Raw genomic sequence first — 25,902 nt, 5'->3', positions numbered from 1 at the left:
CCGATGAACCCCTCGGTCACCCTTGAGCGGCACGGCAACGTGGCGCTCGTGACCATCTCCAATCCGGCGATCAAGAACGCGCTGACCATGGACATGGCCGGGCAGCTGGCGGATTGCTGCGAGCGGATCGACGGCGACGAAACCTTCGGGGCGGTGGTGATCCGCGGCGACGCAGGGACGTTTTGCTCGGGTGCGGACACGAACTCATGGCGAGACTCCTACGCCGAGGACGCCCTTAGCGACCGCGCGTACGCCGAGACCGACCAAATGTACGGCTCGTTCGTCCGGGTGGGGGAGCTTCGGGTGCCGACGATCGCGGCGGTGCGCGGGGCCGCCGTCGGGGCGGGGCTCAACCTGGCGCTCGCCACCGATCTGCGGATCGTCTCCTGCAGCGCGCGGCTGCTGGCCGGCTTCCTGCGCGCCGGCATCCACCCCGGGGGTGGATTCTTCACGATCCTGAGCCGGCTGGCCGGGCGTGAGGCCGCGGCCGGGATGGGGTTGTTCAGCGACGAGATTGACGGCGACCGAGCGCGCGACCTCGGCTTGGCTTGGCGATCCGTGCCGGACGGCGAGGTGGAGGCCACAGCGCTGGAAATGGCCGGGCGGATCGCCGCTGACCCGCTGCTGGCCACTCGGGTCGTGCGCTCGTTCCGCCTTGAGACCTCGGATCAGCCGCTTTCCTGGCCGGTCGCCTTGGAGTTGGAACGCGGGGTCCAGCTGTGGACGCAGAACCGTCGCCTCAACCGTCTGGCGGCCTCCGACCGCGCTGAGGCGGCCAGCCATGATTGATTTCGAGGCATCTCGGTTGACCGGGGCGGAGATCGCACTCCGCGACGAGGTACGTGAGTTCTTGGCCGCCGCGCGGCGCGAGAACCGCTTCTCCGTTGGCCTGGGCATCAACGCGGAGGCGAACACCGAGTTCAGTCGCGAGGTCGCCCGTCGCGGCTGGGTCGGGATGGTCGTTCCCAAGGAGTACGGCGGCCCGGGACGCAGCGCCGTCGACCGCTTCGTGGTGGCGGAGGAGATGCTGGCCGCCGGGGCCCCGATCAGCGCCCACTGGGTCGGCGACCGGCAGACCGCCCAGATCCTCCTGCGCTTCGGCACCGAGGAGCAGAAAAGGCGCTTCCTTCCGGCGATCGTCCTGGGGGAGGTCTGGTTCTGCCTGGGCATGAGCGAACCCGGCAGTGGATCCGACCTCGCCTCCGTACGCACCCGGGCCACCCGGACGGCGGACGGCTGGCTGGTGACCGGGCAGAAGGTGTGGACCTCGGGCGCGCACTACGCAGACTTCGCGGTGACCCTCTGCCGGACGTCGGCCGAGGGAAAGCACGCCGGGCTCAGTCAGCTGATCGTCGATCTGCGGGCCGACGGTGTCACCATCCGCCCGATCCGCCTGCTCAACGGGTTCCACCACTTCAACGAGGTCTACTTCGACGACGTCTTCGTTCCCGACGACATGGTGCTGGGAGAAATCGGCGACGGGTGGCGCCAGGTCACATCCGAGCTTGCACACGAGCGCTCAGGCCCTGATCGGTTCATGTCGGTCGTCCCGGTGCTGGAACTGGCCTACACGGCGCTGGCCGAGACAAGCCCGTCGGAGGAGGCGGAGCGTCTCATCGGACTGGTCACCGCGCGCTACTGGACCCTGCGCAACCTGTCGCTGTCCATCGCCCGCGCCCTCGACCGGGGTGAGACCCCTGCCGTCGAGGCGGCCCTCGTGAAGGACATCAGCACGCAGTTCGAGAACGACGTCGTCGAGATCCTGCGCGAACTCGTGGCGGACGACCTGGATCCGTCAGCCGGGGGGTTGCGGTCCCTGCTGGCGGACGCCGTGGTGACGGCCCCGACCTTCACGCTGCGCGGCGGCACCAACGAGGTCCTCCGCACCGTCATAGCCAAGCATCTGACCCGCACGTCGAGGAGCACCTGATGTCGGAGACGTCCGAGATGCTCGAGCAGGCGCTCGCCTCCATCTTCACCCGCTCCGGCTTGGGCCCGGCGCAGCGGGGCGCGATTTGGCCGGGTGACGTCTGGTCGGCCGTGGAGGCCGGCGGATTCACCTACTTCGACCTCGACGAGGGCGACATCGGCCTGGAGGAGATCGTCGGTGTCGCGACCTGCGTCGGCCGGCACGCTGTCCCGATCCCCCTAGTCGAGACCACCGGCCTGGTGTCCTGGCTGTTCGCCCGATCCGGCCTCGACCGCCCGGAGGGCCTGACCCTCAGCGCCGTCGCGCATCCGCTGGACGACCTCCGGACGGAGCCGCTGCCCGGCGGCGACGTCGAGATCTCCGGGACACTCCATCGAGTCCCGTGGGGGCGCAGGGCGGATCATCTGGTGGCGGTCGCGGATGTCCGGGGCACCGCCCGCACGGTTCTCCTGCCGCGCCCGGCCGAGGTCCGGACCGGAGAGAACCTGGCAGGGGAGCCGCGCGACACCGTCCTGTTCGACCGGGTACGAGTACCTTCTGCGGCGATCTCGGAGTCTGCGGGGCCGTCGCCCAGCGAGTTGCGCGCCCGCGGAGTCCTGCTGCGTGCCGCCTCTGCCGCCGGCGCCATGGAACGGGTCCTCGCCATGGTGCTGGCCTACGCCGACACGCGCGAGCAGTTCGGCAAGCCGATCCGGACCTTCCAGGCGGTGCAGCACCACCTGGTCGACGTGGCCGAAGCTGCGGCCGGAGCGATGCTCGCGGTCAGAGCCGCCGTGTTGGCCGACCCTGGTCAACGACTGCTGGCCGCCGCGTCTGCGGCCGTGACCGCCAAGGAGGACACGCGCAAGTTGAACCGGTCGGCTCACCAGGTGCTCGGCGCGATCGGCGTGACCGATGAGCACGAGCTGCCGGCCTTTACCACGCGGCTGTGGAGCTGGCAGGGGGAGTTCGGCACCAGCCGGGACTGGTCGATCTTCATCGGCCGTGCGGCGCTGAACAAGAGCCTGCCGAGCCTCTGGAGCTTGATCTCAGCGACAGAGGGGACCCAGGTCGGGTCTCCCCTCGGCGAGGTGGTCCCATGGTAGACCGCCAGCCCGATCTCCTGGTCGACGTCAGCGCGGACGGCGTCGCCTTCGTCCGGCTGAACCGTCCCGAGCACCTCAACGCCCTGAGTCGCGGCCTGCTGAGCGACATCACGACGGTCTTCACCGAGCTCGACCGGCGTCGCGACGTCCGGGCGGTCGTGCTGCAGGGGGCCGGTGGACGGGCATTCTCGGTCGGGGCCGACCTGAAGGAGATGCACGCCCGGGACACGGCCGAGGACCTGCCGTACGAGCCGATGCGTGAGGCCACCCGCAATCCGTACGAGACAGTGCTGGAGTGTCGCAAGCCGACGATCGCGGCGCTCGAGGGCTGGGTCGTCGGCGGCGGATTCGAGCTGGCGATGGCGTGCGACCTGCGCGTCGCCACAGACACCGCGCGGTTCCTGATGCCTGAGTCCAAGGTGGGCCTGGGCGCCAACTTTGGCAGTCAGATGCTTCCGCGGCTGGTACCCGCCGGCTTCGCCTTTGAGGTGCTCTACCTCGCCGAACCGTTCGACGCTGAGACCGGCCTCCGGATGGGGCTGCTCAACAGGGTCACGCCGCCCGAGCAGCTCGACGCGACGGTGCAGGCCTTGGTGGCGAGCCTCGTGAGCAGGGCCCCGATCACCCTGCAGCGGTACAAGGCGATGGTGCACCTCGGGTCGTCCCTACCGATCGCTACCGCACTACGCCTCAATCCCGGTCCCAGCCCTTACCTCAGCGAGGACCGCGCGGAGGGCACTGCAGCCTTCCGGCAAAAACGACCTCCGCAGTGGTCCGGCCGATGAAATCCCACCCCGTCTCCGTCGGCGATCACCCCACCGCACTCGTCCCCACCGGTTCGAAGGGAACAGCAATGAAGCCACCCCAACGGTCTCGCACCATATGCCGCTCAGTCGCCGTGGCCCTAGCCGCCAGCCTCGTCCTTTCCGCATGCGGAGGCGGTTCCTCGGGCGGCAGCAAGGGCGGCGGTGACATCAAGGTCGGCGTGATCGCCGCCCTGACCGGCATCGCCGCACCCTACGGCGTACAAAGTGTCAATTCCTTGCAGATGGGCATCGCCGACCTCAACGCGGCCGGTGGTATCAACGGACGCAAGCTCACGGTGGAGGTGCTCGACAACCGCTCGAAGCCAGAGGAGGTCCCCGCCCTGATGCGCCGGCTCGCATCTGGCGGTGCGAACGTCATCGTCGGAGCGTCGTCCAGCCCGGTGACCATCACCGCAGCTCAGACCGCCGACCAGTTGAAGGTGCCCCTGATCGTGCCGATGGAGGCAGCCGACGACATCATCGGAGCCGGTCGCAAGTACGTCTTTAAGCTGGCGCCCTCGGTTCTTGCGGACAACGGCTGGGCAGCACAGTCGGTCCGCGCCGTGATGGGGGCCGCGGAGAAGAAGGGCGAGACGCCGAAGACGGCGATGTTGATTTACGCCAGCGCCGGGGCCTTCCCGGACGCAAAGGAGGCGTGGAGCCGAACCTTGCAGAAGGAATACCCGGGCGTGAAGGTGCTCGACTCCACCTCCTATGACGAGGCGGCGACGACGGACTTCGCCCCGCTGGTCAGCAAGGCGAAGAATGCGAACCCCGACATCCTGCTGTTCGGTGGCAACCCGCAGGGCGCATTCCTCTTCTACCCGGCGCTCGCCCGATCGGGCTGGAAGCCCAAGGCGACGGTCGGTGTGCTGGGCGGGAACACCAACGCGCAGTTCATCCCGACGGTGGGTGCCATCGCCGATGGTGACATCACCGGCAACTACTGGACGTCCCTGCTCAAGTCGGCAGACGGCGCCAAGCACACGCCACAGGGCTACGCGGACGCCTACAAGGCCAAGTACAAGGGGCAGACACCCGACGGCGTCGGTGCCTACTACTACGCGTCAGTCGGGGTGCTGGCGGACGCCCTCTCGGCGGCGGGCAACCCGGACGACAAGGAGTCGATCACCTCGGCCCTCCGGGCCGTCGACATCGCCGGCATCAACGGCGACAAGAACGGGCTCTGGATCGTCAGCCACGGCGTGAAGTTCGACGCCAAGGGTACGAACGAGCGGGCAATCGGTCTCGTCACCCAGGTTCAGGACGGCAAGTACGTCCCGGTGTACCCGGCGGACGCGGCCGCGAACTCGACCGTCTACCCGAGGCCATAGGCGGATCGGGGAACCATGATGAAGACGGCCCTGTCGGTCGAAGGATTCAGTGTCTGGCGCGGACGGTCGGAGATCGTACGATCCGTCGATTTCGAGGTCGGTGAAGGCGAACTCGTCTGCCTGCTCGGCTCCAACGGAGCAGGCAAGACCACGCTCACCGAGGGGCTGCTCGGCGTCATCCCCGCCCGCGCCAGGAAGCTGGAGTTCCACGGTCGTGCGATTGCCGGTCTGCGGCCTTGGCACCGGGTGCGGGCGGGAATCGTTCTAGTCCCGCAGGAACGGTCGCTGTTCGCGGGAATGACCGTTCAGGAGAACCTCCTGGTCGGCGCGAATCCGAGGTCCAAAGCGGGCCCGTTCGACCTGGCGGCCATGTACGAACTCTTTCCGCGATTGAAGGATCGGGCCGGTCAGTTCGCGGGAACCCTGAGCGGTGGCGAGCGCAGCATGCTCGCCATCGCCCGAGGGCTCATGCTTCAACCGCGAACCCTGGTCCTCGACGAGCCTTCGCTCGGCCTGGCGCCGGTCATCGTGCAGACGATCATGCAGACAATCGGCGACATCAACGCCTCCGGCGTCTCGGTCCTGCTGATCGAGCAGAACGTCCACCAGGCGCTGCGGCTGGCCTCCCGCGGCTATGTGCTCGACGGCGGAAAGATCATCGCGGCCGGCACCGCGGAATCGCTGCTCGCCTCCAATTTAGTGGAGAACGGATACCTCGGATCCACGACCAGCTCACGAGAGGAGAGGTAGGTGATGACGCTTCTCCAGATCGCCACCACCGGGGTGCTCCAGGGACTGATCTACGCCCTGATCGGACTGGGCCTCTACCTGATCTTCAATGTCATGCGGGTGGTGAACTTCGCCCACGGCTACTTCGTCCTCATCGGAATGTACGGGGTGCTGTCCCTGGCGCCTCGGTCACTGGCCGACTATGCCGTGGCCCTGATCTTCGTGGCCGCGATCGCGGCAGCCTTCGGCTATGTCGTCGAACGCTTCCTGATCGAGTCGACCCTCGACGAGACCGGCCACGCGCAGTTGGTGATCACGCTCAGCATCGGCGTCGCCCTGCAATATCTCTTCCAGGTCCTCTATCCCGAGCCGTACCAGACCATCCGGAACCCCTGGCCGATGGAGGCCATCAACGCACTCGGCGTCACGATCAGCTTCGCCCGGCTGGCGGCCGGGGCGGTGAGCCTCATCCTGGCGCTCGCTCTGTCATGGTTGATCTACCGGACCCGCCTGGGCGTCTACATGCGGGCCTGTGCGGAGAGCCTCAACGGCGCCATATTCGTCGGCGTCAACGTTCGTCGGGTGTACCGCTTGACCTTCGCGCTGGGTGCGGCCGCCGCCGCAGTGGCCGGCGGGCTCCTGATCCCGTTCCAGCCGGTGTCCCCCCTGTACGGCCTGGAGCTGACGGTCAAAGCGTTCATCGTCGTCGTGATTGGTGGCAGCGGCGCGCTGTGGGGGACGGTGGCCGCCGGCATCCTCCTCGGTATGGCCGAGGCGGCCAGCAGCGTCTACATCAGTGGTTCCCTGGCCTCCTCCGTGATCTACACCCTTTTCCTCCTGGTCATTCTGTTCCGCCCCCAGGGCCTGGCGCGAAGGACGGTGGGCTCGGCATGAGATCTGTTCGTGGGCTCGTCTCCACCCCGCTCAACCGGGTGAACACCCTCGTCGTGGCCGTTGCACTCGTCGTGGCGGTGGCCTTTCCGCTGTTCGCCGAGGCGCCGATGATCGGCGTCGGCTTCGTCGCCCTGGTCTTCGCGACACGCAACCTCACCTGGAACATCGCCGGTGGCTTCGCCGGGCTGCTGTCGGTCGCGCACGCCAGCGCGTTCGGCATCGGTGCGTTCTCCGTCGCGGTGCTGACCTGGGGGCAGGGCTGGAACGTCTGGTTGGCGATCGTCGTCGGTATCCTGCTCTCGGCGACGATCGGTACGGTTGTCAGCCTGATCATGAGCCGATTCGGCGTCAGTGCGCTGTTCTTTACCCTGGGCACCTTGGCCCTGGCGATCGCGGTGTCCGGGATCGCGGCCTCGTGGAGCGTCACGGGCGGCGTTGACGGTCTGCAGAATCTCACGATGCAGGAGGGCTTTCTGCATCTGCAATGGTTCACGGACGCCACCCCGCTGTACTACGTCGCCCTCGGCTTCCTGATCCTCCTCACGGTCGGGGTGTCGTTCATGATGCGCCGCACCCGCTTTGGCCGTTCGCTGCCGTTCATCCGCGAGGATCCGGTGGTCGCGGCGAGCATGGGCATCAAGGTGGTCCGAAACCAGGCGATCGCCATGGCCATCAGCATGGGTCTCACCGCAATTCCCGGTGCACTCATGGCGCAGTACACGAACTTCGTCAGCTATGACTCGGTCCTCACAGTGGAGGTCGGTATAGCGATGCTCGTCGGCGCGATCATTGGCGGATCGGCCACCCTCGCAGGGCCGATCGTGGCCGGGATCGGCATCGCAGTGCTCGAAGAGTTGATGCGCTCCTTCGCCGTGTCCAGTTCCAACGTCTCCAGCTACACGCAGATCGCCTACGCGATCTGCGTCATCCTGATCCTTCGATTCGGTGGCGCCGGCATTGTTCCGCTATGGAACCAGGTAATCGTCCGCATCTTTGGTACCGGCGCGCCGCGCGCCCCGAAGTCCGAGGCTCCGTCCGACCGGCACGCACCCGATCGCAGCCACGACCCTGGATTGGTGAGCGAGCATGCTTGAGGTCACGACGATCGCCAAGAACTTCGGCGGTCTCAAGGTACTGCAGGACGTCTCCTTCACGGCTGAGCCCGGGCTGGTGACCGCCCTGATCGGCCCAAACGGCGCCGGCAAGTCGACGCTAGTAAACCTGATCGCCGGCGTGCTGCGACCGACGAGTGGATCGATTTTCCTGAACGGCGCGGACATCACCGGTCTGCCGCCAGCGAAGGTGTTCGAGGCGGGCGTCGCGCGGACATTCCAGGTGTCGGGCAACGTAGCCGGGCTGAACGTCTTCGAGTGTGTTGCGCTGGCGGCTTACCGACGCGCGAGCGGTTACCGGGAGGCGAATCGACTGGCTCGCGAGCAACTTGAGCGGTTCGACCTCTGGCAGTATCGGCGGGAGGCCATCGGCGACATCCCGTCAGCAATGATCCGGATCGTCGACTTCGCCCGCGGCATGGTCTCGAAGCCGAGGGTATTGCTGCTGGATGAGGTTATGGCCGGGTTGACCCCGCACGAGGTGGACATCGTGATCGAGCGAGTGCGTGAGTGCCGCGCGGACGGCATCGCCATCGTGATGATTGAGCACGTGATGCAGGCGGTGAATGCACTGGCGGACACCGCGGTGGTGCTCAATCATGGGCGGATCATCACCCAGGGAACGCTCGCCGAGGTGACCGGTCATCCCGATGTTCGTGAGGCGTACCTGGGCGCTGCCGGCTGACGCCGGCCCTCGCCTGACCGCCTGCCCCCTCCAGTCCGGCGCCTCGAAAGCGGCCGCAACGCATTTACGAGTGAGCAGCGGCCGAAAGTTCGGCTGTTTACCCAGCGCCAATCCCTACACCTGCACACCCCACCCCGGAGGGCCAGCATGCCCGAAGCAGTTATCGTCGCCACCGCCAGGTCTCCGATCGGCCGGGCGTTTAAGGGATCCCTCAAGGACGTGCGCCCCGACGACCTGACCGCGCAGATGCTCCGCGTCGCACTTTCCAAGATCCCGGCTCTTGACCCCGCTGACATCGACGACCTGATGTTGGGCTGTGGGCTGCCGGGCGGCGAGTCCGGCTTCAACATGGGCCGCGTCGTCGCGGTCCTGGCCGGTTTCGACCACCTGCCGGGCACCACGGTAACCCGGTACTGCTCCTCAAGCCTGCAGACGACCCGCATGGCCATGCACGCGATCAGGGCGGGCGAGGGTGACGTGTTCATCTCGGCTGGTGTTGAGACCGTCAGCCGCTTCACCAAAGGCAACGCCGACAGTCTTCCGGACACCAGGAACCCGGTGTTCGCCGAGGCCGAGGCCCGTACCGAGAAGCTCGCAGGCGGGGGGCAGACCTGGATCGACCCGCGCGGCTACGACGCGGTTCCGGACGTCTACATCGCCATGGGACAGACCGCGGAGAACGTCGCCCAGCTCAAGAGTGTCACCCGCGCGGAGCAGGACGAGTTCGGTGTCCGTAGTCAGAATCTGGCCGAGAAGGCGCTCGCGAATGGGTTCTGGGAGCGCGACATCACCCCGGCGACCCTGCCCGACGGCACGGTTGTGAGTAAGGACGACGGCCCTCGGGCGGGGGTGACGGTGGAAGCTTTGTCGCAACTAAAGCCGGTCTTTCGTCCTAATGGCACTGTCACCGCGGGCACCTGCTGCCCGCTAAACGACGGAGCCGCCGTGATCGTGATCATGAGCGATACAAAGGCCAGGGAGCTGGGCCTAACCCCCCTCGCCCGGATCGTGTCTACCGGGGTATCCGCCCTGTCGCCCGAAATCATGGGGCTCGGCCCAGTCGAGGCGTCGAAGCGGGCGCTCGATCGGGCCGGCCTGACCATCGACGACATCGACCTGGTCGAGATCAACGAGGCGTTCGCCGCCCAGGTCATCGCCTCCGCCCGCGACCTCGGGATCAACTTCGACAAGCTCAACGTCAATGGCGGGGCGATCGCGGTCGGCCATCCGTTCGGTATGACCGGCGCCCGGCTCACCAGCACGCTCATCAACTCCCTGCAGTACCACGACAAGCAGTTCGGTTTGGAGACCATGTGCGTCGGCGGGGGTCAAGGCATGGCGATGGTCCTCGAGCGCCTGTCCTGACCTGCCGAAACACCGACCGCGACACGTCCAGCGTGGCAGCAGATGAGCAACAGGCCCGAGGGCAACGTCGCCGTCGTCACCGGGGCCAGCGGCCGTATCGGTCCCAGCGAGCACCAGGCTGACGCGGTCACGCAGACATCGAGGAATTCGCCAATGGCCCCGCGACTGACCTCGAACGGAGCGTACGGAGGAAGAAGATCATGAAAACATTCAACGGGATCGACGAGTTCGAGCGGGCCGTCGGCAGTCACCTCGGCGACAGCGACTGGCATACCATCACCCAGGAGCAGATCGACCTGTTCGCCGAAGCGACCGGCGACCACCAGTGGATCCATACCGACGCCGAGAGGGCGGCCCGTGGACCATTCGGCAGCACCATCGCGCATGGCTACCTGACCCTCTCCCTGGTCCCGAAGATGATCTGGCAGATCTACACCGTCGAGGGGCTGAGCATGGGCGTGAACTACGGAGCCAACAAGGTCCGCTTCCCCTCCCCGGTGCCGGTGGGGTCGAGGGTCCGCGCAGGCGCCGAGCTCGTCGAGCTCGTCCATGGCCAAAACGGCGCGCGAGCGACGGTCCGCGTGACTATCGAACGCGAGGGCGGCGAGAAGCCGGTCTGCGTCGCCGAGGTCCTCTCGGTGCTGGTTTCCTGAGAGGGCGTCGCGTTCAAGTCTGTAATGGGGTAGCTGTTTCGGGTTGATGGTCACGCCAGGAGGGCGTCGATTTTCACGAGCAGTGCTCAACGGCTCTGAATCAGGGCAGTCGCAAGAGAAGGTCCAGCACCCGTCCACCACAGCGAGGGTGGGCTTGACCCGTTTCGACGGACAGGGTCGTTGTGTTGATCTTAGTTAGGCGGCTTGGTCGATCGGTAGCGGTTGTGAGCTGGTGGCCTCGAAAGCCGCAGGGCTGAGGTAGCCGAGGGTTGAGTGTCGGCGGCGGGTGTTGTACCAGCCGTAGCCGAAGATCGCGTTCTCGGCCTCGTCGCGGGTCCGCCAGCTCGTGCGGTACACGAGTTCGATCTTCAACGTCGACCAGAAGTTCTCCATCAGCGCGTTGTCGTACGAGTCGCCGACGGAGCCCATCGAGGGCAGGATCCCGTTGTCCTGTAAGCGTTCGGCGAAGCGGAAAGACGTGTAGTTCGATCCCCTGTCGCTGTGGTGGATCAACTGGCCGTCGCGGACATCGCGCGACCAGATCCCATATTCGAGGGCGGCGAGGATCAGGTCAGTGTCGCAGCGGTCAGACGTCTTCCACCCGACGATCCGGCGGGAGAACACATCCCGGACCGCGGCCAGCCAGAATACGCCCTCGCCGCACGGGATGCGGGTGGCGTCGGCGACCCAGAGCCGGTTCGGCCCGTCGGCGGTGAACTGCCGGTTGACCAAGTCCGGCGCCGGCGTATGCCGTGGATCCTGGCGGGTGGAGCCGCCGCGCCAGCCTCGACGCAGGAACGCCCCCTGCCAGCCCTGCTGCGCCATCAGCCGCTCCACCCGCTTGCGGCCCACACCGATGCCGTCACGGCGCAGCTGCCGGTGGACCCGGTCCGCGCCGTAGGTGCGCTCCGATGTCTCCCAGATCTCGTGGATGTTGGAGATCAACCCCAGGTCGACCACATCGCGGTCGCAGGGCTGCTCGACCTGCTTGACCCACGCGTAGTACGTCGAGGCGCCGATGTTGAGGACCCGTAGCAGGAGCGCGACCGCGAACTGGTCACGGTGTTCAAAAATGAACGTCATGACCGTCGCCGGGTCGGGTCGAGCTCCGCCGCGAAATACGCGCTCGCAGCCTTCAGAATCTCGTTCGCCCGCCGCAACTCGGTGACTTCCCTACGCAGCCGGCGGTTCTCCTCGGCCACCTCGCTGGTCGGCCGATCGGTGCGCTCACCCGCGTCGGCCTCGGCCTGACGGATCCAGTTACGCAACGCCTCGTGATGCACGCCGAGCTGCTCGGCCAAGCGCCGGATCACGGGCTTCGGGTCCGACTCGCGGTACAAACGCACCGCGCGCTGACGTAGCTCGTCGGGGTACTTCTTCGATGCTGCCACGGACGACTTCCTCCCCACGGCCATCAGACCATGATCAAGAAGCTCCATGAAAGCGGGGGTGGCTCACACCGAACTGGGGGCGAAAGGCACAGCTCCATCGGCACGAGCTCGCATCGAGTGACATGGCTGCCGCCTGGGAGTTCGCCTACCGAAGGCTACGTCCATCCGTGAGCTTCCGCGTCCGCTTCGCCGCAGACTAGTGAGTTCCGAGGCATCGAGATGGTTGTCCCTGCACAAGGGCAACCCGTCGGAGGAAGTCAGGGCTGGCGCCGAAGAAGCAACTTCAGCAACTGGAATGCCCGGGTTCGGCGAGCATTGTCCCGAGACCAGACGTACACACCAGCAAGAATCCACACTGGCGTGGTAGCCAGCAGAACCGCGAAGTTCACAAGTTCCATCACTAAGGACCTCCTCGGCACCAACGGGGCAGGCATATGTTGAGCGGACGACCGTGCCAGATGGGAGCCACTCACGGACTGAACCCAACCCTGAACCATCATCAAAGAGGTCTGACGCCGCGCAACTTATCCGGACGATCGACAACGGGGTCTGACGAATCTTTACCGCCGCTTACGTCCTTTTACAGTGAAGTGGACCAGGGGGTGACTTGTTTGCTCAGCAGTCATGAACGGCCGTAGAGTGATGTGGATGTCCCTCGACCTTCCCTCCATCGACGACCTCGTAGGAGACCTACGCGCCAAGGTGAAGCGCCTTCACCGCATGAACGGGGAGCCGAGCACCCGCGAGCTAGCCCGGCGGACGGGCGGTGCAATCACGCACACGACCGTGCACGCAGTGCTTCGATGTATTCGGTTGCCACGTTGGGGCCCGCTCGAACTCGTCGTGGAAGCGCTCGGTGGCGAGCAGAGTGAGTTCCGTCAACTATGGGTGGCGATACGTGATGCCATGGATGTTGTGTCTGCAGCAAGCGCACAAAGTGGACTTGCGAACTCCGGATCCAGGCATATTGCGCAAAGCGAAGACGTTGACAAGAAAACTGAAGATCGCGCGATAAGTGTTGCATTGCGCGACAGTGCGCTCGCTGTCGTGGCGACTATGCTCAAGGCCACGCCAGAGCAAGTTCCGATGGACGCCGATGGCGACATCAACATTCGTTCCGGTTCCGCAATGGTATTTGTGCGCGTGCGTGACAACCCGCCACTGGTCGAGGTGTTCTCGCCAGTTTTAACCGAGGTGGCATCAACAGAGAAGCTGTATGCGAAGTTATCTGAAGTCACAAACCGACTGTCTATCGGCAGGATCTACTATGCAGATAGTACAGTCTGGGCCTCCATCCCGGTTTTTGGCCGAAACTTCCAAGCAGTGCATCTGATGCTCGCGGTTCAAGTCATGACAGGGCTGGCCGACGAGTTGGGCCACCGACTGCATGGCGAGTTCGGCGGTAAGGCCTTCTTTCAATAGCTTCGTGGAGCTCTTGACACTCTGAGCCCTGCCACAATGAGCTTTTTCAGCCTGACCTTGCAGCCATCGCGGGGTGTCTACCCGATGGGCGATAGCTACGACGCTCCGGTTAGGACACGGTCAATCAAGACCCGAAGCCGCGACCGGGGTAACACTGCGGTTTCACCCCGCCACGATCGCGTTGTCCAGCCGTGCCCTGAACCCCCTCGCCCACCGCACTCGCAGCCACCCAAGCAGCGCCGCCCTGGCCCATCTCGCAACAGCGACACCTACGCCTGAGATTGCGGATGCCGGCGTTGATCCACGAGACCGGCGGGCAGGCAGCCGCCTACCTGCGTCCGCGGCAACGCCCTAGGGCCTGTCCTGCCGATCATGGAAGCCATATGACGGCGGCGATCAGGAGCAGGCTGGATCGGTAGAGGGATGCGCGTTTGGCGTATCGGGTGGCCAGGTCGCGCCACTGCTTGAGCCGGTTGAAGCAGCGTTCCACGACGTTGCGCTTGCGGTAGATCGCCTTGTCGAAGGCCGGTGGCCTGCCGCCGGCGCTGCCCTTGGCGGCCCGGCGGGCGACCTGGTCGGACCGTTCTGGGATGACGTGCCTGATCCCGCGTTGGCGTAGAGCGCGGCGGGTCGAGTCGTGCGCATAGCCCTTGTCGGCGATCAGCACCTCGGGTCGTTTGCGGGGCCGTCCGGGGCCGGGTTCGTTGACCCGGATCGCGTCGAGCAACGCCAGAAGCTGGGGGTTGTCACCGGCCTGGCCTGGGGTGAGCAGGATCGACAACGGCCGGCCGCGTCCGTCGACGGCGAGGTGGATCTTCGTGCTCAACCCACCTCGGGACCGACCGATGGCCTCGCCAGCTTGCGCACCAGGCGTCGCCGGACTTGATGGGGAGCCCCCTTTTTGCGGGCGCCAGCGGCATGCTGGTGCGCCCGCACGACCGACGAGTCGATGCTGATCGTCCACTGCACCGGTGTGCCGTCGTCATGCACCTGCGCCGCGGCGAGGATCCGATCCCACGTCCCGTCGGCCGTCCACCGGCGCAGCCGTTCGTGGCAGGTTTTCCACGGTCCGAAGCGTTCCGGCAGGTCACGCCACGGCGCACCCGTACGCAGCTTCCACAAAATCCCGTTGATGACCTGACGGTGATCCCGCCACCGCCCCCGCGCACCACCCGGCTCCGGAAGCAGTGGCGCGATCACCGCCCACGCCTCATCGGTCAGCTCACCACGACGCACCACCGACACATCGTCAACGATCAACCACTACAAGATCGGCAGGACACGCCCTAGGCATAATGGCGATCATGGAAAATGATCTATCGCTTGCTCGCCGTGCTGCTCTGACCGGCGCCGCAATGGGTCTGCGGTACTTCGCGACCCTCGCTCAACTGCCCCGGGAACTGAAGTCGGACGGCAGCGTGGTGACGGAAGCTGATCGCGCTGTCGAAGCGGCTATCCGAGAGGTGTTGGCCGACGCGCGGCCCGACGATGCCGTCCTCGGCGAGGAGGAAGGGCAGAGCGGTCGGGGCAGGCGCCGTTGGGTCGTCGACCCGATCGACGGGACCGCTCTGTTCATCGCTGGTGACGACCGGTGGTTGGTGCTCGTCGCGTTGGAAGAGGCCGGCGAGATCGTCGTCGGAGTGGCAGCGGTACCCGCTCAAGGCAGCATCTGGTGGGCGCAGCGGGGCAGCGGAGCATTCCGGGCGGACTTCTCCGGACCGACGACGACCGACGAGCGACAGATCACGGTCGACGTCGATGGACGAGAGGCCCTACGTGGAAGTCGACTCGCTGTGATACCCACCGACGACGAACTCCTCCCGGCTGAACGCGAGATGATAGCGCCGCTGAGCGTCATGACATCGACCCTGCCATGGAGCATCCATGCCGCGCTGTTAGTGGCCAGCGGGCAGTTGGACCTCGCCATCCAGGCTCGGGGACAGGTGTGGGACTACGCAGCCACCTCACTTATCGTTGAAGAGGCGGGCGGGCGCTACAGCGGGCTCGACGGGCAGACGCAGCCCCACCCCGGGCCAGCTCTATTCGCGCGCAGCGCCCACGTGCATGCCGCAGCACTCGAAGTCCTGAGGGCCGGCGCTCATCCATCGACCGAAGGCCTTTAGCCAACAGGTTCGATCTTCCGCCAGGTCGACAGGTCCGGCCAGTCTGTCCGATGGGCAATGGACGCGACGCTCGACACCCGCAGTCGCATCGGTCGACCGGTGAGCACGCCCACGATCGCTGCGCCTTGTCAGCGGCATGAGCGCACGACTCGCCAACTTCGAGGGAGGCCGGTTTCGTCGGCATGGTCGACAGCGGCTGATCGCCGACCGACACTGGGCAGGTGGAAGCAGAGGCCGCCGAGCAACGCGAGTCGCAACCCGCGGTGATGCCGGGCTGACCTACGGCCGAGCGGGGCATCTCATCTTCACCGAGGGGTCGGGTATCCCTGATCCGCCGCTGTCCAGGGCGTTGCGGAGCACTGCGGGCGACTCGCTGTTCGGCGTCGTCGTTGGCTTGGTGATCTGCCTGGCGGCGGTGGGCTTCGGGTGGGCGGAGCACGCGGGCACAGCCGCCCTGGCCGCTGCCGGGACCCCTCGGGTCCGCCGGGGATACCGCCTACGAGTGACGATCTTCTTTCTGGTGACGGCTGCGGCGTGCCTGGTAGTCGGCGTCGTTGTTGAAGACGGGCTGCGGGCGCCGTGGGACTTGTTCTTGCCGCTGGCCGTTGCCCTGTCCGTCGGCAGCCTCGCGGGGACGGCTGCCGCCTACCTGCCGTGGCGAAGTCGTCAACAGCGAGGATAGGAGCGGCAGCCTCGAACCCCGAGCCCGAACATCCGCCGTCGTCACGGCGGCGCACGATCCGCGGCAGATCAGGATGTTGGCGGTGGTCGGCGGTGACGACAAGCCGAAGTTGGGTCAGCAAGACTACGGCTGGGGTTGATCGTGGCCATTTGGGGGGAGTCGCAGTGACGGCTACGTCGGATCGTGGAGTGGCGCCGGTACACGTCTCGTTGGCGGTCTATCCCGGTACGTTCGATCCGTTCACCCCGGGCCACCTCGACCTGGTGGCCCGGGCCCGGGTGATGTTCGACCAAGTCATCGTGTTGCTGGCGGTAAACGCCGATAAGCAACCAACCGCCGAGGCCAACACCAGGGCCGCACGCGTGCGCGACGCCATGCCGGCAGCCTGGGGCAATGTCGAGGTCGACACCTGGACCGGCCTGACCACCGTCTACTGCTCGCGCCGCGGTGCCACGGTCATCGTCCGCGGCGTGCGCACGGCTGCGGACCTTCGCTACGAGTACCAGCTCGCGGCGATGAACGAGCAACTCGGCATTCAGACCGTCTGGTTGCCCGCGCGTCCACAGCTGGCCGCCACGTCCTCAACGGTGGCACGCGCATACCGCTCGGCGCAGTCGTCCCGTCCGTCGCATAAGGCTAAGGAGTGACGCCCGGTCGGTGGCAGATGAGGGGCGTCTGTGGCGTCCATCGCGAGCGAAACTACTCGATCGCCACGGCGTCGTAGCCGCGCGGCGCACCGCATTGTCGTACTCTGATCGCCGTAAAACGACAGGCTCGAAGGCCGCGTAGTCGCGCTGCGAGCGGAAGAGCTGGGCGAAGCCTCGCCACGCGCTAAGGCCGCCTTGTTCAGGCGTTTCTGCACCAATCGCAACGAAGGCTTTCAACATGGGACGTCACTCGTAAGGCATAGAGCACGAGCGGAGCAGGGGACGAAATTTCGGACCCGAAAACCTATCTTTCAAACTCGGAGGACACCCGTCAAGACTGCTCCTTCGTGAGCCAGTCCTTCGCCTTCTGTGAAAACCTGTCCGGATACTCCTTCTGAACAAACTCCAAGAACTGCTGCATGCCTGCCGACTGGTCGTTGCCGTACGAGTCCTTTGTCGGTAGATCCAGCAAGCGATCGAGGTCAGCTTCGGTGAGCTCGTCGACCACGAGCTCAAGCCGCATCAGCACGATGTTGCTGTGGTCGTAGCTCCGGGTGAAGTCAGCCTCGTCCAGCCACTTGTTCTTGAGCACCTTACGCACCGCCGAGGACTGAACTTTGGCAGGCAGCGTCAGGCTTTGCAGCCACTTGCCATCCTCGAAGTCACGATAAAAGGCGCCTGCGGTTCGGTAGCCCTGGCGCTTGGTGAGAACCAGGTCTTCCAGCTCCTTGATCGTGTCTTCGCCGACGTATCGCGTGATCAGGTCGTAGGCGAGGCTCGCCAACGAGATGTAGTGCAAGGCAAGGTTGGGTTCGAGAGGTGTTGCCGGCGTGTGGGCCTTCTCGTTTCTGAGATGCTGGACACCCAAGTGTAGGTATCCGATACCTCGGAAGAAGTCTGCTTCCGCGTCGTCGGAAGGTGTCGCTTTACCGAACAGAGCTTCGTAGTGCGCGTTGTTCTGGGCGCTGTTGTTGAAGACGTCCGAAGCCTTCTCCTTGCCCGTGATCTCGCGGAGCTTCCCGCGCACCATCTTGTAGGACTCCTCGACTGCATGGAAGTAGTCCCCGGTCGCCAGGTACTGCCCGATGTGGTTGTAAATGTCCCCGTGGATCTCGATCTGAATCTTGTTCTTTGAAACCGTCGCTTCGGTAGTGAAGATGGCGGGCGTGGGGTCAGCTACGTCGTCGTCCGACGCTGTCTGCCCTCTACCAGCAGACGGTGCACCCTCGAGATCCCCCGCGACCCTTCGGATCCTGGCGATCTGGTCGTCCGTGATCTCCTCGCGGAAGCCTGAGAAGCTCGGAGCAGCCTGTTTCGCTTCGATGTAGTCCGCGAGGGTACCGAGCGTTGACGCGACCTCGGAATCTGAGCCGATCTTCCACAGCGTCCTCAACCTGTTTGCCTTTGACACTCCGTACTCGGCGTACTTGTCCTCGTAGATGTCGATCGCGAGGTCGTCGAATAGCTGCGCCAATGATGTGTTTGTGAGGTCGAGGACATATCCACCACTCATGCCCAGCACAGCCTCGAGGAAGGTCTTGTCTGGCAACGACAGCTTGCTCACGACTCGTGGCTCCTCTTCTCGGCCTGTCGTTCCGTGGTGGGCCAGCATGATGACGTCTGCCCATCAGCACGACCGAGCACAGGATTATCGTCAAGATCGGGTGTGCTGCCATCGGCACGGTCGGACATCCGACACCCCAACCTCCGTCATGCTCCGTAGCGAGCGGTTGGCGGCAGATCAGTACGTGGCTAGAACCAATCGATTTGGCGCAACTGGTCTACCTCCACACTCCATGCGACGCGAGCTCGAGGAAGACGCACTGAACGCCGGCAAGTGTCAGTGGCGGTAGTATTACCACATGGCAAGGAAGGGTCGCGATCTTGAACTTCTCATCGCTCATCTTGAGCGGATATTGGCGAGCGTTCCGGTTGACATCAAATCACCTGATTTCATCTACGATCGTGTTGCCGAGGTGCGGCGAGAAGTTGACGTAGCAGTTCGTGGCACCGTCGCTGGCGCTGAGATACTGGTCGTGTTCGAGTGCAGAGATCGCACCCGCCAGGAGGACGTCATGTGGATCGAACAGCTCGCCACCAAGCAACGCAACACAGGAACTAGTACAGTCGTTGCGGTTTCCTCTGCCGGGTTCTCTCCTGCCGCGTCCCGGGTTGCCGCGCATGCCGGGATTCAGTTGCGCGTGCTGTCGGAAATCGCCGCCACCGATCTATTCAAATGGATGGGCGTCCGTACGATGGAGGTCCGTCTTCGAACGTTCCGTATCACTCATGCCAGTGTCGAGCTGGACTCGGGCCTTGCGACTGATGTTCACCTCACCGAAGCCGCAGTGGCCAGATTTCAGTCGATGACGGATGGCACTCCCGTTTTATGGTCCAAGACCGATGAGCGACTCGTCTCGTTCCACGACGCCTGGCTCGCACTTGGACCGCAGGCATTCGAATCAGAGTTAGATTCCGGCCTTCGCCGGAATCTAACTCTGAGAGTTGCCTATCGAAGTCCGGAGAAGCGGTATCAGGTCGAAACAAATGCAGGGCTCGTTGACATCGAAGAAATAACCTTCCGAGGCCTGTTCTTCTTCATCGATCAGACAATCTCTATCAACAAGATATTTGAGTACAAGCAAGGGGAGAAAACGCTCGCCGAGCGAGTCACGTTTGCAATCGACATCGGCTCAGGACCCGTCAATCTAGTCTTCGACCGGACAGAAGACGGGAAGCTTTTCAGTGTTTCCGCCATCGAGGCGGACGGATCTCCGGCCGCTACACCGATCGCATTCGAGATCCGGTTAGAGGCATTGATGTCCTGAGGTCCGAAGGATCAATTTCACTCGCCGCGGACGCGTACTCATCGGCAGATCCGGGCACCGCCGTCCCCGCATCCGGTGACTTAGCGTAGTCAACGAATGCTCGTGGCCTGCGCTCGCGGACGTACCGACGTCAATGGCTGCTGTGTACTTCATGGCGTACGCGGCTCTGCAGTTCGAGGCGTACGCGGACAGGAGCTGACGACGCGAGCCGTGGAGGAGCGGCTGGATGCCTATGTCAGCGCCCTGATGGACGCGCTGGGCTGGGCCAAGGCGGCCCGGGCGCGGCCTGGACCTCATCGTTACCGCTTAACCAAGCGGGAAGTCGACGTTCGGCGGCGGCATGTCATGATCGGTGGGCGACCTGGACGTGACGGGTTCACCTCAAGGACCTGGAGCCTTGCAGCGGGATGACGGAGCGGATCGCGGAGTCGGCGGCCTGCCGACGCAGCGCAGCGTTCTCCGCGGCGAGGGCGGCGATGACGGTCGCCGCAGCGTCGAGCTGGTCCTGCAACTCGCGGTATCGAGTTCGGCTGGCCGTCAGGTCGCGGCGTAGACGGTCCAGCTCGTCGTCGCGTTTTCTGGCCGTGGCTGCGGCTGGACTGTCGCTGACCCGGGTGTCCCACTCGGCCAAGATGTCACCCGCGCGGTTCATGGTGGCGCGGCTGACCTGCGCCTCGCGGCAGAGGTTGTTCTTGGTCAGCCGCCCGTCGGTGTGGTTCGGTGCGCCGGCGAGCAGGCGCTGCATTGCGTCGAGCAGCCGCTGCCGGGTGGCGGGGGAAACGGATCCGCTCATCGGCCTGTTCGCGTGAGGACGTGGTCGACCTCGGTCAGCTCGGACTCTATGCGGCGCCGATGGTTGGCCGCTAGGGTGCCGGAGTCCAGCAGCCGGTGCAGCGAAGATCGTTCGGCGGTCCAGATCGGGATGTGTTCGGTGGCGATGATGCTGTTGGCGCACCGTGCGGGCTGGCAGCGGTCCAGCAGTGGCCCGCGGTGCCCGGCCGGGGTGATTGCGTCTTCGAGGCATTTCGCGCCGGCCGGGTCGTCGTCGTTCATGGTGCAGTGGTTGAGTTTGCCGAAGCGGATGGAGATGCGGGTGCGGCGTAGCAGGTCGTGCTCGACGCGGATGTCGCCGCGGCGGGCTTGCCCGGTGGTGCGTAGCTGTTCGGCTTGCGCGCGGATCGTGGAGAACGCCTCGCGCAGGCGATCGGCGCCGGGGCCGTAGCCGATGGGCTGGCCGCTGGTGTCGGCGTTGAACAGCTCGGTGAGTCGGGCGAAGCGCCGGTCGCTGATGGCGGTGTCGAGGTGCTGGGCCCAGGACGGGTCGGTGTCCATGTAGCTGCCGGTGACCCGGTTCGCCAGTGCCCGGGTGGCGACGTGTTTGAGCTGCATCCCGACGGCGATCTCGGAGCCGGGGAAGTCGCGGGTGAGCATGGCCATGGTGCGTCGGAACATGTGCGGGGTGACTTTGCCGTCCGGGATTTCCTCGAGGCCGCTGACATGCCGCCATCGGTTGATGTGGTTGATGAAGTCGACGATGGCGGCGATGCTGGCGAACCCTTCGCCCGCCCGGGTGCCGGTCACGGAGGCGAAGGTGAGCTCGTCGTGGCGCGAAAGCTGGCCGGCCAGCGCGATCGCGTGGGCGACCGGCTCGGTGATCCACCAGTGCTTGACGGGTAGGTCCGGGTCGAGTTTCTGCCGGACGGACCTGACCGCGGGGCAGCCGTAGTAGTCGACGACCGCATCCTTGGTGATCATGCGTATTTCTGACTCGCGCATCATCGACAGGGCCGCGGTGAACACGAAACACGCGTTGCGCAGCATGACCTGTTCGATCGCGATCTGCCGAGGACCCAAGCTGTCGTGCCAGGGTCCGCGGCTGCCGTCCGGCCGGGTCACCATGGCCAGATCCGGCAGCAGGCCGGGATGGCAGCGGCCGTCGGCGATCAGCCCGGCGACGGCGTCCCTGCGGCTCTGGCCGTGCGGCTTGCCGGGTTGGAAGAATGTCGGCCCGACACCGATGATGCGGGCAATCACGCTGAGGTGGGCGACACTGCCGCCGCTTTCACCGGGCCTGGCGCGGCGTATCGGCACGGTCGTCGCGGGATCGGCGAGCCAGACGTTCAGGCGCTGGTCGCCGCCGATGTCGGTGACCGGCCGCGTCTGCAGGTCGTCGCAGGAGGCGCTGGCGCGCGTGATGTCGGCGGCGAACACGTTGATGTAGGTCGAGCAGTTGCGGATCAGCGGGAACCAGGCCTGCGGCGGGATTGCCGGGGTCCGCAGCGGCGCGACGATCGGCTGGTTCGCCACCGCGTTGGGTGAGCGGCCGGGCCAGGGGTCGCGGGCCAGGCCTCCGCCGGTCAATGCGGCGCGTAGCCGGTGCAGGGCTTTGATGACGTGCACGACGTTGCAGATGGTGCCCGGCTCGCAGGTCTGCTGCCGGTGGGTGACGTAGGCCTTGAGGTCGTCGTCGTTCCATTCGCAAAGATCTGCTGGCAGCCGGCGCTCGGCGCCGAACGCGGCCAGCGGGCGCAGCTGTGCGACGCGCTGGGTGACGGTCATCGCCGAGAGCGGATCAGTGCGCAGATGAACGCCGGCGGCCAGCACCGCGGGATGGCCGGGGTTGAGCCAGAGCATCGCCAGTTCCCGAGCCAGCAGGTTCCAGCGCCCGGGCAGGTCGTGCAGCAGCACCCGGAGCGCTGAGCGGGGGTGATGGGGAGCTTTGTGCACCACGTCGTTGAGGTCCCAGCCGACGGTGTCACCGAAGCGAGGGACGGCCGCGCCGGCCAGCAGAGGGTGCGACTGGATCACCAGTTCATCATCGCGGTAGAACGATGACCGGCCGGTGAGCGGCGAGGCGGGGCTGGTCATGCGTCGAACTCCACTCTGCTGGCCAAGGGCAGTTGAAGGACGAGGCCGTCCTCGGCGATCTGCCGCCGCGCGTCGCGCAGCTCGGTGTCGGTGCGGGATCGCAGCACCTCTAGCAAGGTCGCGCGACTCTGTCCCCACAGCGCGTGGAAATGGGTGGGTGTCAGTCGCAGGGCGAGCTGGTCGAGGTGCTCGGCGAACAGCAGCAGTTGCGGCAGGTTCGACGGCAGCACGAACGCGTTGCGGCATTCCAGGCAGCGCAGCGGCGCCACCGGGCAGAGTTGCCCGGGACGGCCGAATGGTGAGGTGAACGGGTCCGAGCAGTCGGTGACGCCCATGTTGAGCTGCCCGGTCCGCAGCGCCTCGATGTCGGCCGGTTGTAGTCCCAGCGCCGACGCCGAGCCAGGATCGTTCAGCGACCGGGTCGCCTGCTCGTCCAGCACCGTTGGGCCGGCCAGCGCCGTGTCCAGCCAGCGCCGCTGCGCGGTGGTGATCACGTCCCCGGCGATCACCCGCAGGGTCGTGCCGTGCGCGTAGTGGCTGCGGAAGGTCTGCTCCGAGTGATCGTCGGCGATATCACTGATGCGCCCACCGAACGCGATCGCCTTCTCCACCTTGGTGGACTTGCGCAGCCGGCGGATGTCGGCCGGACCGGACACTGTTATCCCCTGCAGGCGCAGCCAATGGGTGAAATCGAGACCCTTCGACCTCGTCAGCAAGCCCGCCACCACCTCCGTGCCAGGAAGTGACGCCCGCAAGAAAAGCGGAACCGGCGAGATCCCCACCCGGTCGGCGAGCGGCCGGTTCAGCTCCAGCAACGCCCGGATGATCTCCGCAGCGTCCAGCCGCAGGCCTGGCGGATGCAGCTGCCCCGCCGGGGCAAGATCGGAGGAGAAAGCTTGACGCGCTCGGACGTTGGCGCGGGCTTTGCTGAAGGTGATCGTGACGCCGCTTGGGCCGAACTCGAGGTCGTCCTCGGTCAGCCCGGTGATCTCCTCCGGGGCGCGCCCGGTCGCCGCCATCAACAGGATCCGGTAGGCGTGCAGGTCCATCGCGGTCAGGAACAGCTGAGCCACCAGGAAGCGCAACAGACTGCGCGTGCTGTGCCAGGCACCGTCGGGCGCGAGCCGATGCAGCACTTCTGGCAGCTTCGGTGCGCTCGGCAGACGAGCCGGAATCTGCTCGCACGGATGAGCACCGGTCCAGATCGCCCACAACAGATTCTCCGCCGCAAGCCACCCGCCGCGGGCCGGATCGGTGCCGGTGGCAGCCAGCTCACGCCCGGCCCGGATCCGGGCTTCCGTCGCCCGGCGAGCCGCTGACGCGACTCTGATCAGCGTCTTCTTGTCGGCGCGGCTGAACTCGTCCAGCTCGCTGCTCGAGCCGCGGCGAACCCCGAGGGCGCCGTCGATCCAGCCGCTCCAATGCCCGGCCACCGGCCGGTCCGGGTGCTCGGCGCGTCGGGCGATCAACGCCCGAACCCGCCCGGCGTTCCAACCCGGCGTCCGCGATCCTGCCCGATGCTGCGACGGCAGGACGCGGACCCATCCGGTGACCGCCTGACGCAGGTCCGGGTCGTCGCGCGCAAGGGACGCCGAGCCGGCGCCGGGGACCTCAGCGTCGACATAGGTAAGCAACGCCTTGATCGCCGTCAGATAGGCGCGGGCCGCGCCCTCGCGCAGCCGCGCGGCCTGCGCCAGCTCCACCCACTCATCGGCGAGCTCGCCCGCCAGCCGCGCGCACCGGAACGCCGCCGGATTGAATGACACCGCCACTGTCGCCGACCGCAACCCCGACGTGCCGCTGGCCGGCACCGTCACCTGCCGCACCCCGATCCGATCGACGCCCGGCTCCACCCGGCGTTCGGTGGGGAATCCGGACGTATGTTCACCCCTGCGCGGCATGGCCATCCCTCGTTGTCATCAGCTGCCGGGCGATCTCGGCGTAGGTCGCGCCGCCAGCCGCGGTCCAGCTGCGAAATGCCTCGTGGACATCGCGCATCGGGTCCTTCAGGTAGCGGATGTAGCGGTAGGTCGTGGCCGGGCTGGCGTGACCGAGCCGCCGCTGCACCTGCAGCAACGGGTTGCCGCTCATGTGATCCAGCAACGTCGACATCGGCACCCGCCGTCGTCGGTGTTCGTCCAGGGCCACCTCGGTCAGATAGATCAGCAGCCGCAGGGCGAACGTGTGCCGCAGATCGTGAAAGACCCAGCAGCGGCGCGGTACCAGCCCCGCCGACTCCTCGTCCGTGTGAGCCTTCATGCGGTTCCAGGCCGCCCAGCGCACCCGGTCCCAGCCCGAGGCCGTGAGCATCCGCCCGCCGGTCCCGACGAACAGCGCCAGCGGGTCCAGGCCGTCGCCGGTCTCGCGCACCGCGATGCGGCGCAGCCGCGGATCCATCTCCCGGATCGGCCTGGTGACCATTCCGCCGTCCAGCACCCCGCGGGCCTTGGTGCCGTCGGCCTCCAACCGCGAGACGACGAACAAGTCGCGGTGCCGGCGCCGCAGCGTCGGCTGCGCCTTTTCGACAATCTCCGGTCGTTCCAGCAGCAGATACGGATCGAGAACGTCGACCGCATCGGCGGGGACGTAGACAGTCCGCGGATGCCTGAACTTTGCGCACGCGCCCAGTTCGAGCTCCGCCGCCCGCGGCCGGCCGCCGTCGAGCAGCCCAAGCTCCGGCAGCAGCACCGTGGACCACTCCTGGATCCGCATCCCGGTCAGAAGGGCCAGCTCACAGGCCGCACGATTGCGATGCGGCCGCCAGCCCCGGAATCCCTCGTCCAAACCGGCGCCCGGGGCAAGCCCGCCGAACCCGACATCGCGCAGGAACAAATACTGTTCAAGCTCCATGTGCCGGACCCGAAGATCACGGCCGACCCCCGTCGACAACGACCGCCGGCCACGCCCGGCAGAGCGCCACGGCCGACGCTCGACGATGCCCTGCCGGACCATGAAGTCATACAGGCAACCGATCGCCGCGGCGTCACGGTTCCACGCCGCCTCCCCGATCGTTTGCTCGGCATCGTCAAGGCGCCACCGACGAAACTCCTGCAGATCGGCCTCCGTGGCCGACGCCAGATTCATACCACGGGCCAGCAGAAACCGGAGCAACATCACCACGGTATAGGCATAGGCCCGCATCGTCTTGACGCTGCGCCGGTCCAAGCTCAGCTCCCGGAACCAGCTACACAGCGGCTCCACCGGTGTCATCGACTCCGACAACACGATCGGCGTACCCACCGCCGGTGCCCACCTAGTGCCTCGTCATGCAGCCTTGAACGGGTAATCCGGGTGGCGGATCTTGGAGTTGGTGGCATATCCGGTTTTTGGTCGGGCGTGCTGGTTGCG

23 protein-coding genes and 1 pseudogene are annotated in these 25,902 nt (G+C 66.0%); 16 read left to right on the top strand and 8 right to left on the bottom strand.

Annotated elements, in window-relative coordinates; all coding sequences use genetic code 11:
* Positions 1-3: 3 nt before the first annotated feature.
* From ABZS37_RS30220 to ABZS37_RS30170, 11 genes are all read left to right on the top strand, one after another.
* The gene (locus tag ABZS37_RS30220; protein WP_355174586.1) at positions 4-789 is read left to right on the top strand and encodes an enoyl-CoA hydratase-related protein; all 786 of its coding nucleotides are present in this window, start codon (positions 4-6) and stop codon (positions 787-789) included.
* Positions 782-1,930: an acyl-CoA dehydrogenase family protein gene (locus tag ABZS37_RS30215; protein WP_355174584.1), complete on the top strand. Its 1,149-nt coding sequence runs from the start codon at positions 782-784 to the stop codon at positions 1,928-1,930. Before ABZS37_RS30220 ends, ABZS37_RS30215 begins: the two co-directional genes overlap by 8 nt.
* A complete protein-coding gene (locus ABZS37_RS30210; RefSeq protein WP_355174582.1) occupies positions 1,930-3,015 on the top strand; it encodes an acyl-CoA dehydrogenase family protein in 1,086 nt (361 codons plus the stop codon). Before ABZS37_RS30215 ends, ABZS37_RS30210 begins: the two co-directional genes overlap by 1 nt.
* Positions 3,009-3,800 carry an enoyl-CoA hydratase/isomerase family protein gene (locus tag ABZS37_RS30205; protein WP_355174580.1) on the top strand — a complete coding sequence of 264 codons (792 nt, stop codon included), beginning with the start codon at positions 3,009-3,011 and terminating at the stop codon, positions 3,798-3,800. The genes ABZS37_RS30210 and ABZS37_RS30205 overlap by 7 nt, the downstream gene beginning before the upstream one ends.
* Positions 3,801-3,913: 113 nt before the next feature.
* Positions 3,914-5,155, top strand: coding sequence for an ABC transporter substrate-binding protein (locus ABZS37_RS30200; protein WP_355174578.1), 1,242 nt, complete (start codon positions 3,914-3,916; stop codon positions 5,153-5,155).
* Between the two features lie 18 nt (positions 5,156-5,173).
* On the top strand, positions 5,174-5,905 hold the full coding sequence (locus ABZS37_RS30195; RefSeq protein WP_355174576.1) for an ABC transporter ATP-binding protein: 732 nt from the start codon (positions 5,174-5,176) through the stop codon (positions 5,903-5,905).
* 3 nt (positions 5,906-5,908) lie between these two features.
* Positions 5,909-6,778 (top strand): branched-chain amino acid ABC transporter permease, encoded by an 870-nt coding sequence (locus tag ABZS37_RS30190; RefSeq protein WP_355174574.1) that lies wholly within the window; start codon positions 5,909-5,911, stop codon positions 6,776-6,778.
* Positions 6,779-6,816: 38 nt separating this feature from the next.
* A complete protein-coding gene (locus ABZS37_RS30185) occupies positions 6,817-7,872 on the top strand; it encodes a branched-chain amino acid ABC transporter permease (protein WP_355174572.1) in 1,056 nt (351 codons plus the stop codon).
* Positions 7,865-8,575 carry an ABC transporter ATP-binding protein gene (locus tag ABZS37_RS30180; RefSeq protein ID WP_355174570.1) on the top strand — a complete coding sequence of 237 codons (711 nt, stop codon included), beginning with the start codon at positions 7,865-7,867 and terminating at the stop codon, positions 8,573-8,575. Before ABZS37_RS30185 ends, ABZS37_RS30180 begins: the two co-directional genes overlap by 8 nt.
* A 147-nt stretch (positions 8,576-8,722) precedes the next feature.
* Positions 8,723-9,940 (top strand): acetyl-CoA C-acetyltransferase, encoded by a 1,218-nt coding sequence (locus ABZS37_RS30175; RefSeq protein ID WP_355174568.1) that lies wholly within the window; start codon positions 8,723-8,725, stop codon positions 9,938-9,940.
* A gap of 200 nt (positions 9,941-10,140) precedes the next feature.
* Complete coding sequence (locus tag ABZS37_RS30170; protein ID WP_355174566.1) at positions 10,141-10,593, top strand: MaoC family dehydratase; 453 nt, start codon at positions 10,141-10,143, stop codon at positions 10,591-10,593.
* A 195-nt stretch (positions 10,594-10,788) separates the two neighbouring features.
* Here ABZS37_RS30170 and ABZS37_RS30165 read toward each other — a convergent pair whose 3' ends face one another.
* Positions 10,789-11,676 (bottom strand): IS3 family transposase, encoded by an 888-nt coding sequence (locus ABZS37_RS30165; RefSeq protein WP_355174564.1) that lies wholly within the window; start codon positions 11,674-11,676, stop codon positions 10,789-10,791.
* Entirely contained in the window at positions 11,673-11,984 is a 312-nt protein-coding gene (locus tag ABZS37_RS30160; RefSeq protein WP_355174562.1) for a transposase, read from the bottom strand. The genes ABZS37_RS30165 and ABZS37_RS30160 overlap by 4 nt, the downstream gene beginning before the upstream one ends.
* Before the next feature lie 1,044 nt (positions 11,985-13,028).
* Here ABZS37_RS30160 and ABZS37_RS30155 point away from each other — a divergent pair.
* Positions 13,029-13,406 (top strand): annotated as a pseudogene (locus ABZS37_RS30155) (hypothetical protein); the annotation flags it as partial.
* A gap of 370 nt (positions 13,407-13,776) precedes the next feature.
* On the opposite strand, the gene ABZS37_RS30150 reads toward ABZS37_RS30155, so the two are convergent.
* A protein-coding gene (locus ABZS37_RS30150) for an IS5 family transposase (RefSeq protein ID WP_355174602.1) occupies positions 13,777-14,642 on the bottom strand; the annotation gives its coding sequence in 2 pieces (ribosomal slippage) (positions 13,777-14,309 and positions 14,309-14,642; 867 coding nt in all).
* 59 nt (positions 14,643-14,701) lie between these two features.
* Between ABZS37_RS30150 and ABZS37_RS30145 the strand changes: the two genes are divergently transcribed.
* From ABZS37_RS30145 to coaD, 3 genes are all read left to right on the top strand, one after another.
* On the top strand, positions 14,702-15,529 hold the full coding sequence (locus ABZS37_RS30145; RefSeq protein ID WP_355174560.1) for an inositol monophosphatase: 828 nt from the start codon (positions 14,702-14,704) through the stop codon (positions 15,527-15,529).
* A 502-nt stretch (positions 15,530-16,031) separates the two neighbouring features.
* A complete protein-coding gene (locus tag ABZS37_RS30140; protein WP_355174558.1) occupies positions 16,032-16,211 on the top strand; it encodes a hypothetical protein in 180 nt (59 codons plus the stop codon).
* A 164-nt stretch (positions 16,212-16,375) separates the two neighbouring features.
* Complete coding sequence (coaD, locus tag ABZS37_RS30135; RefSeq protein ID WP_355174556.1) at positions 16,376-16,858, top strand: pantetheine-phosphate adenylyltransferase; 483 nt, start codon at positions 16,376-16,378, stop codon at positions 16,856-16,858.
* Positions 16,859-17,189: 331 nt separating this feature from the next.
* Here the strand turns inward: coaD and ABZS37_RS30130 are convergent, their stop codons facing one another.
* Positions 17,190-18,422: a TIGR02391 family protein gene (locus tag ABZS37_RS30130; RefSeq protein WP_355174554.1), complete on the bottom strand. Its 1,233-nt coding sequence runs from the start codon at positions 18,420-18,422 to the stop codon at positions 17,190-17,192.
* A 298-nt stretch (positions 18,423-18,720) separates the two neighbouring features.
* Between ABZS37_RS30130 and ABZS37_RS30125 the strand changes: the two genes are divergently transcribed.
* Positions 18,721-19,686: a hypothetical protein gene (locus ABZS37_RS30125; RefSeq protein WP_355174552.1), complete on the top strand. Its 966-nt coding sequence runs from the start codon at positions 18,721-18,723 to the stop codon at positions 19,684-19,686.
* 376 nt (positions 19,687-20,062) lie between these two features.
* Here ABZS37_RS30125 and ABZS37_RS30120 read toward each other — a convergent pair whose 3' ends face one another.
* The 4 genes from ABZS37_RS30120 to ABZS37_RS30105 form a co-directional block, all read right to left on the bottom strand.
* Positions 20,063-20,479 (bottom strand): hypothetical protein, encoded by a 417-nt coding sequence (locus ABZS37_RS30120; RefSeq protein ID WP_355174550.1) that lies wholly within the window; start codon positions 20,477-20,479, stop codon positions 20,063-20,065.
* Positions 20,476-22,290, bottom strand: a complete 1,815-nt coding sequence (locus ABZS37_RS30115; RefSeq protein WP_355174548.1) for a hypothetical protein — start codon at positions 22,288-22,290, stop codon at positions 20,476-20,478. Before ABZS37_RS30115 ends, ABZS37_RS30120 begins: the two co-directional genes overlap by 4 nt.
* A 260-nt stretch (positions 22,291-22,550) precedes the next feature.
* Positions 22,551-24,461, bottom strand: coding sequence for a hypothetical protein (locus ABZS37_RS30110; RefSeq protein ID WP_355174546.1), 1,911 nt, complete (start codon positions 24,459-24,461; stop codon positions 22,551-22,553).
* The gene (locus ABZS37_RS30105; protein ID WP_355174544.1) at positions 24,439-25,794 is read right to left on the bottom strand and encodes a site-specific integrase; all 1,356 of its coding nucleotides are present in this window, start codon (positions 25,792-25,794) and stop codon (positions 24,439-24,441) included. Before ABZS37_RS30105 ends, ABZS37_RS30110 begins: the two co-directional genes overlap by 23 nt.
* Between the last annotated feature and the right edge of the window lie 108 nt (positions 25,795-25,902).

The organism is Micromonospora sp. NPDC005413, assembly GCF_040606435.1.
GTDB lineage: Bacteria > Actinomycetota > Actinomycetes > Mycobacteriales > Micromonosporaceae > Micromonospora.
Note: the sequence above shows the minus strand (reverse complement) of the source record. Positions and strands in the feature narration are given on the sequence as shown.